Annotated in this window: 14 protein-coding genes; 5 read left to right on the forward strand and 9 right to left on the reverse strand. The window is 74.8% G+C overall.

From position 1 onward, the window contains the following. The first annotated feature begins 20 nt into the window (after positions 1-20). Positions 21-1,166, forward strand: a complete 1,146-nt coding sequence (locus ACFU5J_RS14615) for a trans-sulfuration enzyme family protein (RefSeq protein WP_430579198.1) — start codon at positions 21-23, stop codon at positions 1,164-1,166. 2 nt (positions 1,167-1,168) lie between these two features. Here ACFU5J_RS14615 and ACFU5J_RS14620 read toward each other — a convergent pair whose 3' ends face one another. From ACFU5J_RS14620 to murA, 4 genes are all read right to left on the reverse strand, one after another. After that, positions 1,169-1,864 carry a haloacid dehalogenase type II gene (locus tag ACFU5J_RS14620; RefSeq protein WP_430579199.1) on the reverse strand — a complete coding sequence of 232 codons (696 nt, stop codon included), beginning with the start codon at positions 1,862-1,864 and terminating at the stop codon, positions 1,169-1,171. A gap of 34 nt (positions 1,865-1,898) precedes the next feature. Further along, positions 1,899-2,957 (reverse strand): NAD(P)H-dependent glycerol-3-phosphate dehydrogenase, encoded by a 1,059-nt coding sequence (locus ACFU5J_RS14625; protein ID WP_430576296.1) that lies wholly within the window; start codon positions 2,955-2,957, stop codon positions 1,899-1,901. Continuing rightward, positions 2,954-3,712: a lysophospholipid acyltransferase family protein gene (locus tag ACFU5J_RS14630; RefSeq protein WP_430576297.1), complete on the reverse strand. Its 759-nt coding sequence runs from the start codon at positions 3,710-3,712 to the stop codon at positions 2,954-2,956. The genes ACFU5J_RS14625 and ACFU5J_RS14630 overlap by 4 nt, the downstream gene beginning before the upstream one ends. Before the next feature lie 62 nt (positions 3,713-3,774). Beyond that, positions 3,775-5,091, reverse strand: a complete 1,317-nt coding sequence (murA, locus tag ACFU5J_RS14635) for a UDP-N-acetylglucosamine 1-carboxyvinyltransferase (RefSeq protein ID WP_430576298.1) — start codon at positions 5,089-5,091, stop codon at positions 3,775-3,777. 237 nt (positions 5,092-5,328) lie between these two features. Here murA and ACFU5J_RS14640 point away from each other — a divergent pair, with 237 nt between their 5' ends. Continuing rightward, entirely contained in the window at positions 5,329-6,690 is a 1,362-nt protein-coding gene (locus ACFU5J_RS14640) for an MFS transporter (RefSeq protein WP_430576299.1), read from the forward strand. A gap of 88 nt (positions 6,691-6,778) precedes the next feature. Here ACFU5J_RS14640 and ACFU5J_RS14645 read toward each other — a convergent pair whose 3' ends face one another. Both ACFU5J_RS14645 and ACFU5J_RS14650 read right to left on the reverse strand, forming a co-directional pair. Then, positions 6,779-8,437: a DHA2 family efflux MFS transporter permease subunit gene (locus ACFU5J_RS14645; protein WP_430576300.1), complete on the reverse strand. Its 1,659-nt coding sequence runs from the start codon at positions 8,435-8,437 to the stop codon at positions 6,779-6,781. Between the two features lie 37 nt (positions 8,438-8,474). Continuing rightward, positions 8,475-8,963, reverse strand: a complete 489-nt coding sequence (locus tag ACFU5J_RS14650; RefSeq protein ID WP_430579200.1) for a MarR family winged helix-turn-helix transcriptional regulator — start codon at positions 8,961-8,963, stop codon at positions 8,475-8,477. Between the two features lie 114 nt (positions 8,964-9,077). Between ACFU5J_RS14650 and ACFU5J_RS14655 the strand changes: the two genes are divergently transcribed. The 3 genes from ACFU5J_RS14655 to ACFU5J_RS14665 all read left to right on the forward strand — a co-directional run bounded on the left by ACFU5J_RS14655 (position 9,078) and on the right by ACFU5J_RS14665 (position 11,737). Next, the gene (locus tag ACFU5J_RS14655) at positions 9,078-10,163 is read left to right on the forward strand and encodes an LLM class flavin-dependent oxidoreductase (protein ID WP_430576302.1); all 1,086 of its coding nucleotides are present in this window, start codon (positions 9,078-9,080) and stop codon (positions 10,161-10,163) included. Continuing rightward, positions 10,160-10,819, forward strand: coding sequence for an NADPH-dependent F420 reductase (locus ACFU5J_RS14660; protein WP_430579201.1), 660 nt, complete (start codon positions 10,160-10,162; stop codon positions 10,817-10,819). The genes ACFU5J_RS14655 and ACFU5J_RS14660 overlap by 4 nt, the downstream gene beginning before the upstream one ends. Positions 10,820-11,041: 222 nt before the next feature. After that, a complete protein-coding gene (locus ACFU5J_RS14665) occupies positions 11,042-11,737 on the forward strand; it encodes a DUF4287 domain-containing protein (protein ID WP_430579202.1) in 696 nt (231 codons plus the stop codon). Between the two features lie 52 nt (positions 11,738-11,789). Here the strand turns inward: ACFU5J_RS14665 and ACFU5J_RS14670 are convergent, their stop codons facing one another. From ACFU5J_RS14670 to ACFU5J_RS14680, 3 genes are read right to left on the reverse strand one after another with little or no spacing between them, the layout of a single operon-like run. Continuing rightward, on the reverse strand, positions 11,790-12,299 hold the full coding sequence (locus ACFU5J_RS14670) for a MarR family winged helix-turn-helix transcriptional regulator (RefSeq protein WP_430579203.1): 510 nt from the start codon (positions 12,297-12,299) through the stop codon (positions 11,790-11,792). Continuing rightward, a complete protein-coding gene (locus ACFU5J_RS14675) occupies positions 12,296-13,054 on the reverse strand; it encodes an SDR family NAD(P)-dependent oxidoreductase (protein ID WP_430579204.1) in 759 nt (252 codons plus the stop codon). Before ACFU5J_RS14675 ends, ACFU5J_RS14670 begins: the two co-directional genes overlap by 4 nt. A gap of 24 nt (positions 13,055-13,078) precedes the next feature. Further along, positions 13,079-14,071: a helix-turn-helix transcriptional regulator gene (locus ACFU5J_RS14680; protein WP_430579205.1), complete on the reverse strand. Its 993-nt coding sequence runs from the start codon at positions 14,069-14,071 to the stop codon at positions 13,079-13,081. Positions 14,072-14,174 lie beyond the last annotated feature (103 nt).

Here is a 14,174-nt window from a genome sequence, read left to right on the forward strand (position 1 = left end):
CGTCGTCGTACCCTGCGGCCATGACGCACGACCCCCAGGGCTCCCTCTCCCTCGCCACCCTCGCCGTCACGGCGGGGCGTCCGCCGCGCACGCAGGGCGGGCCCGTGAACCCGCCGGTCGTGCTCAGCTCCACGTACGTGAACCAGGGCGTCTCCGGCCCGGGCGAGCTGCTGTACACGCGGATGGACACCGAGACGTGGCACCCGTTCGAGGAGGCCCTGGCGGCCCTCGAGGGCGCGTCGCACGGCGTCGTCTTCGGCTCGGGGATGGCCGCGGTGATCGCGGCGGTCGGTCACGTGCCCGAGGGCGGCGCGGTGGTCGTGCCGCGGCACGCCTACCAGGTCTCGCTCGGCTACCTCGACGACCTCGCCGCCACCCGCGGCGTCGAGGTGCGGCGCGTGGACGTGGCGGACACGGACCAGGTGGTGGCCGCCCTCGACGGCGCCACGGTGCTGCTGGCCGAGTCGCCCACCAACCCCATGCTGGAGGTCGCGGACCTGCCCGCGATCCTCGCGGCGGCGCGCGAGCGCGGGGTGCGCTCGGTCGTGGACAACACGTTCGCGACGCCGCTCGGCCAGCGCCCCCTGGACCTGGGCGCGGACGTCGTCGTGCACTCGGTGACCAAGTACCTGGCCGGCCACTCCGACGTCGTGCTCGGCGCCGCGGTGACGAGCGACGACGCGATCGGCGCCGGCCTGCGCGCGTACCGCACGATGCACGGCGCGATCCCGGGGCCGATGGAGGTGTGGCTCGCGCTGCGCGGCCTGCGCACCCTGCACCTGCGGGTGGAGCGGGCGGGCGCCAGCGCCGCGGAGCTGGCCCGGCGCCTCGCCGAGCACCCGGGCGTCGCGGAGGTGCGTCACCCGTCCCTGCCCGGCGACCCCGGGCACGAGCGCGCGGCCGGCCTGATGAACGGGTTCGGCGCGGTGCTCGGCCTGCGCCCCCACGGCGGGCCCGCCGCGGCGGACGCCGTCGTGGCGGCGGTCCGGCTCTGGGTCCCGGCCACCTCGCTCGGGGGCGTCGAGTCCACGCTGGAGCGCCGGCGCCGGTTCGCGACCGAGTCCCCCACCGTCCCCGAGGACCTGCTGCGGCTCTCGGTCGGCGTCGAGGACGTCGAGGACCTGTGGGCCGACCTCGACCAGGCCCTGCGCGCCGCCGGCGCCTGAGCTCAGCCGAGCGCGCCGGCGAGCAGCTGCTCGTGCAGGTCGCCCAGGTCGGCGGCGTGCACGTCGAAGGTCTCGCCGGGGCGCGGCGGGTCGCCCTGCGGCCGCGGCACGTACGCGGTGCGCATCCCGACCTCGGCCGCGGCCCGCAGGTCCCACGCGTGCGCCGCCACCATGACCGGCGCGCCCGCCCCGGGCATGGTGGTGGCCTCGACGGCCGCGGCGTAGAGGTCCGGCGCGGGCTTGTACGTGCCCACGTCCTGCGCCGACAGGGCCCCGTCCCAGCGCAGCCCGGCGCCGTCGCGCAGCGCTGCCAGGGTGCTCCGGTCCGCGTTGGACAGGCCCACGACGGTGAAGTCGCGGTCGAGCCTCGCGGTCCCCGCGGCGCTGTCGGGCCACGGGCTCAGGCGGTGCGCGGCCGTGGCGAGCCGGGCGTCCGCGCCGGCCGGCAGCGCGCCCTCGTCGACCAGCCCGGCCAGCACCTCGCGGTCCAGGGCGTGGCTCGGCTCGAAGGGCTCGCGCCCGTCGACGACGGCGCGCTCCCGCTCCGCGACGCGCGCCAGCCACGTCTCCACGACCCGCTCCGCCGCGGCGGCGTCCAGGCCGACGTCGCGGACCTGGGCGGCCAGGCTGCCGGCCTGGTCGACCAGCGTGCCGAGCACGTCGAGCACGAGCACGGGGCGGGGCGTCGTGGAGGTCATCCCGCCACCGTACGGCGCCCGCGCCCCGGACGCGTCAGGCGCCGACGCCCTCGGACTTCTGCGGGCGGGAGAGCAGGCCGCGCGCCATGTCCTCCACCGGCAGGCCGTCGTAGAGGACGGCCACGACCCCGGCGGTGATCGGCATGTCGACGCCGTGCTTGCCCGCGAGGTCCAGCACGGACCGGCACGACTTGGCGCCCTCCGCCGTCGTGCCGGTGGCCTCGACCGCCTCCTCCAGCGTGCGCCCCTCGCCGATGCGGCGGCCGACCATGTGGTTGCGCGACAGCGGCGAGGCGCAGGTCGCGACGAGGTCGCCCATGCCGGCGAGGCCGGCGAAGGTGGCGGCGTCCGCCCCGAGCGCGAGCCCGAGCCGCGTGATCTCGACCAGGCCGCGCGTGATGACGGTGCCCGTCGTGTTGTCGCCGAAGCCACGCCCCTGAGCCATGCCCACGGCCAGCGCGATGACGTTCTTCACGGCGCCGCACAGCTCGACGCCGATGACGTCGCTGTTGAGGTACGGCCGGAAGTACGGCGTGGTGCACGCCTCGGCGACGAGCCGCGTGGCGGCCTCGTCCGTGCCGGCGACGACGGTCGCGGTGGGCTGCTCCTCGGCGATCTCCCGCGCCAGGTTGGGGCCCGACACGACGGTGACGCGCGCCGCCGGGACGTCGAGCGCCTCGGCGATGACCTCGCTCATCCGCTGGTCGGTGCTGAGCTCGACGCCCTTCATGAGGGAGACGATCACCGCGTCGGGCTCGACGAGCTCGCGCAGGCCGCGCAGCGTGTCCCGCGCGACCTGCGACGGCACCGCCACGACGACGATCCGCGCCCCGGCGAGGGCGGCGGCCGCGTCGGTGGTGCCGCGCATCGGCGGCAGCTGGATGCCCGGCAGGTACTTCTCGTTGCGGTGCGCGGTCGTGACCTCGTCGGCCACCACGGCGTCCCGCCCCCACAGCCGGACGTCGCACCCGGCGTCGGCCAGGACCTTCGCGAACGTCGTGCCCCACGACCCCGAGCCGAGGACGGCGACGGGCAGCGGCACGACGGCCGGGCGCGGGACGATCGGCAGCTCGGTGGTCAGGTCGTTGCTCAAGGGCGCTCCACGGGTGGGTAGTGGGTCTGCTTCTTCTCGTATTCGGGGTGCTTGCGCAGGTCGAACCGGACGGCCGGCGGGGTCTCGCCGCGGATCTCTCCCAGCTGCACCGCGATCGCGTCCATGACGCGGTTGGTGGCCTCGCGCAGCACCTGCGTGTCGAGCGGCCGGTCGTACAGGTCGGACAGGTCCACGGGCGGCCCGGCGACGATCGTCACACGCTTGCGCGGCCACGGGCGCAGCAGGCGCCCGTACCGCGGCAGGATCTTGTGCGCCCCCCACTGGGCGACCGGCACCACCGGCAGGCGGCTGGCCAGGGCCATCCGCGCCAGGCCGGTCTTGGCCTCCATGGGCCACAGGTCCGGGTCCCGGGTGAGGGTGCCCTCCGGCAGGATGGCGACGCACGCGCCGTGGCCGAGCTGCGCGCCCGCGTCCTCGAGCGACCCCGCCGCCGCCGCCGTGCCCCGGTCGACGGGGATCATCCGCGTGGCGCGGAGCACGGAGCCGACGACCGGCGCGGTGAACAGCCCCCGCTTGGCCAGGATCCGCGGCTCGAACCCCTTGTCGAAGAGGTAGTGCGCCAGCGTGAGGGCGTCGAACTCCGTGACGTGGTTCGCGGCGGCGATGAAGCCGCCGTCGCGGGGCAGGTTCTCCTCCCCGCCGTCCCAGTCGTAGCGGACCATCGAGAACAGCAGGGGCCGCACGATCCGCGCGACGGCGCGGTAACCACGGGAGTCAGGTCGGGCGATCGGCACGGGCTCAGAGCCTACCCGCCCGTGCCGACCGACCGTGTCAGCCGTGCGGCGGACGCCGCGGGTCAGCCCCGCGAGACGTCGGCGCCGAGCGAGACCAGCTTCTCCTGGAAGTTCTCGTACCCGCGGTCGATGAGGCTGATGCCGCGCACCGTGGAGGTGCCCTTGGCCGTCAGCGCCGCGATGAGGTGGGAGAACCCGCCGCGCAGGTCCGGGACCTCGATGTCGGCCGCGCTGAGCGGCGTCGGGCCCGAGATGACCGCCGAGTGCTGGAAGTTGCGCTGCCCGAACCGGCAGGCCCGCCCGCCCAGGCACTCCTTGTAGACCTGGATGGTGGCGCCCATCTTGCGCAGCGCGTCGGCGAAGCCGAACCGGTTCTCGTACACCGTCTCGTGCACGATCGACAGGCCCTTCGCCTGGGTCAGCGCCACGACGAGCGGCTGCTGCCAGTCGGTCATGAACCCGGGGTGCACGTCGGTCTCCAGGACGATCGAGCGCAGGTCGCCGCCCGGGTGCCAGAACCGGATGCCGTCCTCGGCCACGTCGAACCGGCCGCCCACCTTCCGGAAGGTGTTGAGGAACGTCATCATCTCCGGCTGCGTCGCGCCCTTGATCGTCACGTCGCCGCCGGTGGCCAGCGCCGCCGACGCCCACGACGCCGTCTCGATCCGGTCGCCGAGCGCCGTGTGCGAGTACCCGTCGAGGCGGTCCACGCCCTCGATGCGGATCACCCGGTCGGTGTCGACGGAGATGATCGCGCCCATCTTCTGCAGGACGGCGATGAGGTCCATGATCTCGGGCTCGATCGCCGCGCCGGTGAGCTCGGTGATGCCCTCCGCGCGCACGGCCGTGAGCAGCAGCTGCTCCGTGGCGCCGACGGACGGGTACGGCAGCGAGATTTTGGTGCCCTGCAGGCGGCGCGGGGCGCGGAGCTGGATGCCGTTCGGCATCTTGTCCACGACGGCGCCGAACTGCCGCAGGATGTCCAGGTGGTAGTTGATCGGCCGGTCGCCGATCCGGCAGCCGCCCAGGTCGGGGATGAACGCCTCGCCCAGCCGGTGGAGCAGCGGGCCGCAGAACAGGATCGGGATCCGCGACGAGCCCGCGTGCGCGTCGATGTCCGCCACGTGCGCGGACTCCACGTTCGAGGGGTCGAGGTCGAGGATGCCCGCGTCGGGGTCCGCCTTGACGTTCACGCCGTGCAGCTCGAGCAGGCCCGTGACCACCGCGACGTCGCGGATCTGCGGGACGTTCCGCAGCACGCTCGCCGACTCTCCCAGGAGGGACGCGACCATCGCCTTCGAGACGAAGTTCTTCGCCCCGCGCACCGTGATGGTGCCCTCGAGCGGGGTCCCGCCGTTCACGTGCAGCAGATCGTTCATGTCGTCGTGTTCGTCCCGTCGTTCCGAGTGCAGTGGTGCTGGGACGTCGTCCGTGTCGCGGTCCCAGCGCGCCGTCGATCCTGCCCCGCCCGGCCCGGTGGTGCCAACACGCTCCCGGGGAGCCGTATCCACGTTCACCACACCTTCACGCGCCGGGCACCCCCTCGCAGGGCGGACGATTTCGTATTCCGAGACACGTGTTCATGATGCGGACCGGCGGGCGTACCGTCGCCGACCATGTCCACCTCCGTCACGTCGGGAGCCCCCAGCACGCCGACGCCGGCCGTCAACTCGCGCGGCCGCGTCATCGTCGCGTCGCTCATCGGCACGTCCATCGAGTTCTACGACTTCTACGCGTACGCGACCGCGGCCTCGCTCGTCTTCCCGGCCCTGTTCTTCCCGAACCAGGACGGCACCACGGCCCTGCTCGCGTCGTTCGCCGCGTTCGGCGTCGCGTTCGTCGCGCGGCCTGTCGGGTCGGTCCTCTTCGGCCACTTCGGCGACCGGGTGGGCCGCAAGACGACGCTCGTCGCGTCGCTGCTCACGATGGGGATCGCGACCGTGGTGATCGGCATCATCCCCGCCGCCACGAACCCGGGATGGGCCGTGCTCGCGCCCGTCGTCCTGGTGCTGTGCCGCTTCTGCCAGGGCCTCGGCCTCGGCGGCGAGTGGGGCGGCGCCGCGCTGCTGGCGACGGAGAACGCCCCGGCCGGCAAGCGCGCCGTGTGGGGCACGTTCCCCCAGCTGGGCGCCCCGATCGGCTTCATCCTCGCCAACCTGGTGTTCATCGGCCTCTCGCAGACCCTCACGGACGCGCAGTTCACGTCGTGGGGCTGGCGCGTGCCGTTCCTCGCCAGCTCGATCCTGGTGATCGTGGGCCTGTGGGTGCGCCTCAGGCTCATCGAGACGCCCGCGTTCCAGAAGGTCGTCGAGGCCGAGGCCGTCGCGAAGGTGCCCGTGGCCGAGGTGTTCCGCTCCTCGTGGCGCAAGGTCCTCTCGGGCACGTTCATCATGGTCGCCACCTACGGGCTCTTCTACCTGATGACGACGTTCACGCTGAACTACGGCATCGCCGCCACGGACCCCGCCGACGGCTCCCCCGCCGGCCTGGGCTACGAGAAGATCGACTTCCTCTGGATGCTCATCGTGGGCTGCGTCTTCTTCGGCATCTTCACGCTCGTGTCCGGCCCGCTCGCCGAGCGGTACGGCCGCCGCCCCATGCTGCTGGTCGTGACCGGCGCCATCGCCGCCTTCGGCCTGCTCTTCGTGCCCCTCTTCGCCGGCGGCACCGTGGGCGTCCAGACGCTCCTCATCCTCGGCTTCACGCTGATGGGGCTGACGTTCGGCCCGATGGCCGCCCTGCTGCCCGAGCTGTTCCCGGCGAACGTCCGCTACACGGGCGCGTCCGTGGCGTACAACCTCGCGTCGATCCTCGGCGCCGCCGTGGCGCCGTTCATCGCGGTGTGGCTCTGGGAGAAGGCCGGCTCCCCCGTCCTCGTCGGCGTGTACCTCGCCGCGATGGCCGCGGTCACCTTCGTCGCGCTGTGGCTGCAGAAGGAGACCAAGGACGTCGACTTCAGCGGGGACATCTCCGCCTGACGACGGCGCACCGCCCGGCACGACGACGGCGCCGCCCCTCCGTGCGGAGGGGCGGCGCCGTCGTCCGTACGGGAGCGCGTCCGGCGCCTCAGGCGGCCGCGTCCGCCTCGGCCGGCACGTGCTCGCGGTGCTGCACGGGCGACATCGCCGCCGCGCAGACGACGCCGATCACCAGGACGGCGCCCACCAGCAGGAGCGTCTGGCCGGCGGCGTCCGCGAAGCCCGCGAAGAACGCGTGCTGGGCCGCGGCGCCCACCTGCTCCGCGACCGACGCCGGGACGCCGTCGGGCAGCTGCACCGAGCCGACCGCCGTGGTGCCGAGGCTGCCGCTGGCCTGCGTGATCCCGTCGACGAACGGCTGCCGGTACTGCTCCGGCAGCTGGGCCGCGGCGTCCTGCGCGGCCGCCGGGACGGTGATCGCGAGGCGCGCGGACAGCAGCGCCACCACGACGGCGGAGCCGATGACACCGCCGACCTGACGGTTGGTGTTGAACGCGCCCGCCCCCGCGCCGGCCGTACGGGCGTCGAGCCCCGAGGTGGCCAGGTTGGACAGCGGCGAGAACGTGAGGCCGGTCCCGACGCCGAACAGCGCCATCGGCCACAGCAGCGCGTACGGCGACAGGTCGGGGTCCAGGACCGCGGCGAGCCAGAGCACCGCCCCGGCGATCGCGGCGAAGCCGGCCGCCACCACCCACTTGGCCGGCACCCGGTCGGAGAGTCGGCCGGCGAACGGCGCGACGACGCCGGACACGAGCGACCCCGGCATCATGACCAGCGCGGCCTGGATCGGCGTCAGGCCGAGGATCGACTGCAGGAAGATCGTCAGCGGGAAGAAGATGCCGATCATGGCGAACGTCACGACCATGCCGTCGACGTTGGCGAGCGAGAAGTTGCGCGAGCGGAACAGCCGCAACGGGAGCAGCGCGCGCGGCCCCTGCCGGTGCTGCCACCAGACGAACCCGACGAGGACGAGCAGCCCCAGCCCCACGAGCGTCCACACGGAGAACGGCCCCCAGATGTGGCCCCAGTCGTAGTTCTCGCCCTCCTGCAGGCCGAAGACGACGGCCGCGAGGCCGACCACCGACAGGACCACGCCCAGCGGGTCCATCGTGGTCCCGTGCGACGGGAGGTGCGGCAGCCGCGCGAAGGAGAACCACAGCGCGGCGATCCCCACCGGGATGTTGACGTAGAAGATCCACTCCCAGCCGACCGTCTCGACGAAGATGCCGCCGAGGAGCGGGCCCGCGATGGTCGCGACGCCCGCCGTCGCGCCCCACAGGCCCATCGCCGCGCCGCGCTGGGTGGGCGGGAAGACGCGCGTGATCATCGACATCGTCTGCGGGGTCATCATGGCCGCGCCGACGCCCTGCAGGACGCGGAAGCCGATCAGCCAGCCGATCTCCGGCGCGGAGCCGATGTTCCCGGAGAAGCCGCAGAGGAACGAGAACGTCGTGAACACCACGAGCCCGACGATGAAGACCGACTTCTGCCCGTACCGGTCGCCGAGCCGGCCGGCCAGGAGCATCAGCACGGCGTACGAGAGCAGGTAGGCGCTGTTCACCCAGCCCACCTCGATGAGGGAGGCGGAGAACTGCTCGGTCAGCGTGGGGATGGCGATGTTCACGATCGTCGTGTCGACCATGATCATGAAGAAGCCGAGGATGAGCGGCGGGAGCACGCTCCAGGCCGACCGGCCGTGCAGGTCGACGAGAGGGGTCACCGGGACGCGCCCGGACGTGGTGGACATGCGACGAGCGTGGCACGGCCCACCGACGCGCGCCTCGTCACACGGCCCGGTCCTCCGAGGCGTCCGGCGCTCCCTCCAGCGACGCGCGCAGCGCGACGGCGATCTCGCCGGCGGCGGCGAGCTGGTCGTCGCTCAGCGCGTCGACGAACAGGTCCCGGACGTCCCCCAGGTGCGCGACCGACGCACGGCGGAACGACGCCGCACCGTCGTCGGTGAGCGCGACACCCGCCGCGCGGCCGCCGCTCCGCGCGACCAGGCCGCGCCGCTCCATGCGTCCCACCTGGTGCGACACCCGGCTGCGCTCCCAGCCGACGGCCGCGGCGAGCGCCGAGGACCGCAGGCAGCCCCCGTCGGCGTCGTGCAGCGCGAGCAGCACCGCGTAGTCGGCCCAGGACAGCCCGGACTCCGCCTGCAGGCGGGACGACAGGCGCGACCGCAGCGCCTCGGTCGCCTCGACGAACTCGCGCCAGGTGCGCAGCTGGTCGAGGGTCGGCGAGCGCCGCGCCCCGTCCCGGCCCTGCGTCATGCGACCACCGCCCGTTCGGGAATTGACATGTCAATCACGACGTTACCCCCCGCGAACGCACACCGGCACGACAGATCGGGCGGACCGCGACCCGGACCGCCACGGGAGGGCACCATGACCACGCTCCAGCTCGGGCTCGACTCGTTCGGCGACCGCCCCGTGGGCGCCGACGGGGAGCTCGTCTCGCACGCCGCGGCGATCCGCCAGGTCGTCGACGAGGCCGTCCTGGCCGACCAGGTGGGCGTCGACGTCGTCGCGCTCGGCGAGCACCACCGGCCGGAGTACGCCATCTCGTCGCCCGAGACCGTGCTCGCCGCGATCGCCGCCCGCACCGAGCGGATCCGCCTGGCCTCGGGCGTGACGGTCCTGTCCTCCGACGACCCCGTCCGCGTGTTCCAGCGGTTCGCGACGCTCGACGCCCTGTCGGACGGGCGCGCCGAGGTGATCCTGGGGCGCGGCTCGTTCACCGAGTCGTTCCCGCTGTTCGGCTACGACCTGGAGGACTACGACCTCCTGTTCGACGAGAAGATCCACCTCTTCACCGAGCTCCTGAAGGAGGAGCCCGTCACCTGGTCGGGCACCACCCGGCCCGCGCTGCGGGACGCCGACGTCTTCCCCAAGACGGAGTCGGGCCGCCTGTCGACGTGGGTGGGGGTGGGCGGCTCCCCGCAGTCCGTGGTCCGCGCCGCGCACTACGGCCTGCCGCTGATGCTCGCGATCATCGGCGGGGAGCCCGCGCGGTTCGCGCCGTACGTGGACCTCTACCGCCGCGCCACCGCCCAGCTCGGCACGACGACGCACCCGGTGGGCATGCACTCCCCCGGGTTCGTCGCCGACACCGACGAGGAGGCCGTCGAGATCTTCTGGCCGCACTACCGGCTCCAGCGCGACCGCATCGGGGCGTCCCGCGGGTGGCCGCCGATCCGGCGCGAGGAGTACGACGCCGAGATCGCGCACGGCTCCCTGTACATCGGGTCGCCGGAGACCGTCGCCCGGAAGATCGCGACCGCGGTCACCGACCTCGGGGTGGGCCGGTTCGACATGATCTACACCACCGGTGCCCAGCCCGCCGAGGCCCGGCTGCGCAACGTCGAGCTGTACGGCACCCAGGTGGTCCCGCGCGTGCGCGAGCTGGTCGCCGAGCACGCCGCCGAGCACGCCGCGACCGACGAGGTCGCCGCGCAGGACGGTGCCGCGTGACCGGGCCGTCGCCCGCGGAGCGGGAGGTGACCGTGGGCATCCTCGGCGCCGGGAAGGTCGGGACCGTCCTGGCACGCCTCGCCGCGGCCGCCGGGTACCGCGTGCTCGTCGCGGGCTCGGGCGATCCCGGGCGGATCGCGCTGACGGTGGAGGTCCTCGCCCCCGGCGCGCAGGCCGTCACCGCCCAGGAGGCCGCGGCGAGGTCCGACGTCGTCGTCCTCGCGCTCCCGCTCGGCAGGTACCGCACCGTGCCCGCGGACGCGCTCGCCGGCAAGCTCGTCGTCGACGCCATGAACTACTGGTGGGAGGTCGACGGGCACCGGGGCGACCTCGCCGAGCCGGCCACCTCGACGAGCGAGCTGGTGCAGGACTTCCTCCCGGCGTCCCGGGTCGTCAAGGCGTTCAACCACATGGGCTACCACGACCTCGACGCCGGGGCCCGGCCCGCGGGCGCTCCGGGTCGCCGGGCGATCGCCGTCGCCGGGGACGACCCCGAGGACGTGCGGCAGGTGACCGACCTCGTCGACCGCCTCGGCTTCGACCCGCTGGTCGCGGGCCCGCTGGCCGCCGGCGCGACGCTGCAGCCCGGCACCCCGGCGTTCGGCGCCAACGTGCCGCGCGAGGAGCTGCGGGAGCTGGTCGGCGCGCCGGCCTGACCCCGGCCTGCCTCGCGGCCGTCGGCGGCGCGCCCTACGCTGGACGGCAGGGCGGCGCGTCCCGCCCGACCCCCGGACCGGTGCTCGCGCCACCGGGACCGCGCGAGCGGTGGGGGCAGAGGGGACCTCGAGTGCTCGACGCGGGTCAGGACACCGTGTTCCCCGGTGCCTGCCGGCGGGCGCGGGCCGCGGGTGGCGCGCCGAGCGAGCACAGGAGTCCTCATGACCACGCAGGAATCGTTCAAGCGCCGCGTCCGCGAACGCATGACCCGCACCGGCGAGAAGTACGGCGCCGCGCGCCGCGCCCTCCTCGCCCGGACCGCACCCTCCACCGCACCGGGCACGGCGCCGGGTGCCCGCCCCTGGGTCTCGCAGCCCGACGTGGCCGACGACGTCGTCCGCGAGAACACCGGCCACGGCTGGGACGAGTGGGTCGGGCTCGTCGACGCCGGCCCGGGCCGCGACGCCGGTCACACCGCCATCGCCGCCTGGGTGGCCGAGCAGCACGGCGTGTCGGGGTGGTGGGCGCAGTCCGTCACCGTGGGCTACGAGCGCGTCACCGGGCTGCGCGTGCCCGGGCAGCGGCCCGACGGCACGTTCTCCGTGAGCCGGTCGCGGCTGACCGACCTCGACCCGGACCAGCTCCGCGCCCTGCTCGCCGACGACGACGCCCGCGCCGACCTCGTCCCGGGCCTGACGCTCACCCCGAGGTCGCGGCCGGGCGTGCGGAGCCCGCGGTTCGGCGTCTCCGACGGCGACGGCGCGCACGGCGTCCTGCTCGTCTCCCTGGACCCGGCCGGGCGGCGGCTGCGCCTCACCGCCACCCACGAGCGGATCGCCACCGCGGCCGAGGCCGAGCAGTGGAAGGGCTACTGGGCCGACTGGCTGGAGGCGCTGACCGCCGCCGCCCACGACTGACACCGGCGTCGGGCCCGGTCCTCGCGGCCGGGCCCGGCACCGGGCCCGGCCGTCACGACCGGCGCAGGTGGTCCTCCGTGGCGGCCTCGAACCGGCGCAGCAGCCCCGCGAGCGCGTGCCGGTCGGCGACGTCCCACCCGGCGAGGAGCTCGTCCACGAGGAGGTCGCCGCCCTCGACGAACCGGCGGGCGACGTCGACGCCCGCGGGCATGAGGTGCACGCGGGAGGCCCGGGCGTCGTCGGGGTCCGGCCTCCGTTCGACGAGGCCCCTCGCCTCCAGGCGGCCGAGGATCTTGCTGACGTTGGACGCTCCCGTCGACAGGTGCTCGGCGACGTCGGAGGGCCGGCGGGGCCCGTGCCGCCAGAGCACCGTCATGACGACGATCGCGGGGGCGTCGAGGTCGACCCCCGCCCGGCGCGCGATCGTCGACATGAGGTCCCCGCCGGTCCACAGGCCCATGACGCGCACCAGCGCGTCGAGCAGGTCCGAGCGGTAGCCCGGGACGCCCGCGGGCCCGTCCGCGGGCCCGTCCGCGGGCCCGGCGTCCGGCGCGCCCGTCATGCGATCCGCGTGCCGCCGTCGACGGGCAGCACGACGCCGGTGACGAAGGCCGCCTCGTCGGACAGGAGGAACGCGGTGGCGGCGGCGATCTCCTCGGGGCGACCGAGGCGGCCCATCGGCACGTCGGCGGCGTACCCGGCGCGGGCGTCCGCGGGGAGCGAGGCGAGCGCGGCGGTCTCGATCGCGCCGGGCGCGACCGCGTTGACGCGGATGCCGTCGCGGACGTACTCCAGGGCCGTCGCGTGGGTGAGCGAGACGACGCCGGCCTTGGCCGCCGAGTAGGGCGTCATGCCCGGCGACGCCTTGAGCCCGGCGATCGACGCGGTGTTGACGATCGAGCCGCCGCCGTGGGCGACCATGTGGGCGGTCTCCGCGCGCAGGCACAGGAACGTGCCGCGCAGGGTGATGTCCTCCGCGCGGTCCCAGGCCTCGACCGGCATCTCGTGCACGCGCGTCGGCCGCGTGCCGACCCCTGCGTTGTTCACCGCCAGGTGGAGCCCGCCGAACGCCTCGACGGCGGTCGCGACGAGCGCGTCCACGGCGGCGGGGTCGCTGACGTCGGCGGCCCGGAACACGGCGCGCCCGCCGGCCGCGGTGATCGCCTCGACGACCCGCGCCCCGGCGTCCGCGTCGACGTCGGAGACGACGACCGCGGCCCCCTCGGCGGCGAGCCGGGTGGCGACGGCCGCGCCGATCCCCGCGCCCGAGGCGGTCACGAGCGCGACCTTGTCGGCGAAGCGTGCGGTGGTAGACATGGACGACCTCCTGAGGGAACACATTTACTGTCCTGAAGACAGTAACATCGGATGCTGCGCCACCAGCTCCGCCCCCAGGCGGGCCAGCTCCGCGCGGACCTCCGGCGGCCCGAGCACGCGGGCCTGCGCCCCCCAGCCCGCCAGGTGCCGGGCGACGTCGAGCGGCGTCGGCGCGGCCACGCGCACCCGGACCATGCCCGCGTCGCCGCCGTCCTCGTCGCCGTCCTCGCGGCCCTCCGAGTCCTCGACCCGCGTGTGGCGCCCGAACTGGTCGCGGAGCACGGCGACGTGCTCCGGCGCCACGAGCACGGTCGCCCAGGTGGCGGAGCGCCGCTCCTCGACCTCGCCGACGACGCGCCGCCACTCGGCCTGCAGGTCGAGGTCGTCGGGCACGGCGGCGGTCTCGTCCGTGACCTCCAGCGCGCCGACCCGGTCCACCCGGTAGGTGCGCGGCCCGCGCCCGGTGCCCGCGACGAGGTACCAGACGCCGTCCTTGTCCACGAGGCCCCAGGGGTCGACGACGCGGCGCGAGGACCGCCCGGTCGCGCCCGTGTAGTCGATCCGCACCCGCCGGCGCCCGACGACGGCGCCCTGCAGCGCCTCCACCGCCGGCGGGGTCGCGCGGTCCGCGGCGCTCCAGCGCTCCCGGTCGACGACGACGGCCGCCGCGGCGGCCTCCGCCTCGGCGCGGAACGTGGCGGGCAGGGCGCGCACGAGCTTGCGCAGGGCGGCCCGCGCGTCGTCGGACGAGCGGGTGCCGGGGCCGGCCAGCAGGAACAGCGCGCGGGCCTCGGGCGCCGTCAGCCCGGTGAGGTCGGTGCGGGCGCCGCCGAGCAGCGACCAGCCCCCGCCGCGGCCGGGCTGCGGGTAGACGGGCACACCGGCGGCGGACAGCGCCTCGAGGTCGCGGCGCGCGGTCGCGACCGACACCTCGAGGGCGTCGGCGAGCTCCGCCGCCGTCACGCGCGGCCGCGACTGGAGGTGGAGCAGGACCTGGATGAGCCGGTCGGCGCGCATCCTCCGAGACTGCCACGCAAAGTGCTCGGTAGGTGAGCACTTTGAGCGGAAGAGTGGTGCTCGTCAGGTCGTCCGGACCTGCACCTCTCGCCCCGAGAGCATC

Origin of the sequence: Isoptericola sp. NPDC057559 (assembly GCF_042801555.1) — a bacterium.
Lineage (GTDB): Bacteria > Actinomycetota > Actinomycetes > Actinomycetales > Cellulomonadaceae > Isoptericola.

Bases quoted from the DNA above. Each gene is read 5' to 3' on its own strand.
- ACFU5J_RS14650 (WP_430579200.1), bottom strand. From the start codon at position 8,963: ATGACGCAGGGCCGGGACGGGGCGCGGCGCTCGCCGACCCTCGACCAG.
- ACFU5J_RS14680 (WP_430579205.1), bottom strand. From the start codon at position 14,071: ATGCGCGCCGACCGGCTCATCCAGGTCCTGCTCCACCTCCAGTCGCGG.
- ACFU5J_RS14645 (WP_430576300.1), bottom strand. From the start codon at position 8,437: ATGTCCACCACGTCCGGGCGCGTCCCGGTGACCCCTCTCGTCGACCTG.
- ACFU5J_RS14615 (WP_430579198.1), top strand. From the start codon at position 21: ATGACGCACGACCCCCAGGGCTCCCTCTCCCTCGCCACCCTCGCCGTC.
- ACFU5J_RS14665 (WP_430579202.1), top strand. From the start codon at position 11,042: ATGACCACGCAGGAATCGTTCAAGCGCCGCGTCCGCGAACGCATGACC.
- ACFU5J_RS14670 (WP_430579203.1), bottom strand. From the start codon at position 12,299: ATGACGGGCGCGCCGGACGCCGGGCCCGCGGACGGGCCCGCGGACGGG.
- ACFU5J_RS14675 (WP_430579204.1), bottom strand. From the start codon at position 13,054: ATGTCTACCACCGCACGCTTCGCCGACAAGGTCGCGCTCGTGACCGCC.
- ACFU5J_RS14655 (WP_430576302.1), top strand. From the start codon at position 9,078: ATGACCACGCTCCAGCTCGGGCTCGACTCGTTCGGCGACCGCCCCGTG.
- ACFU5J_RS14620 (WP_430579199.1), bottom strand. From the start codon at position 1,864: ATGACCTCCACGACGCCCCGCCCCGTGCTCGTGCTCGACGTGCTCGGC.
- ACFU5J_RS14640 (WP_430576299.1), top strand. From the start codon at position 5,329: ATGTCCACCTCCGTCACGTCGGGAGCCCCCAGCACGCCGACGCCGGCC.
- murA (WP_430576298.1), bottom strand. From the start codon at position 5,091: ATGAACGATCTGCTGCACGTGAACGGCGGGACCCCGCTCGAGGGCACC.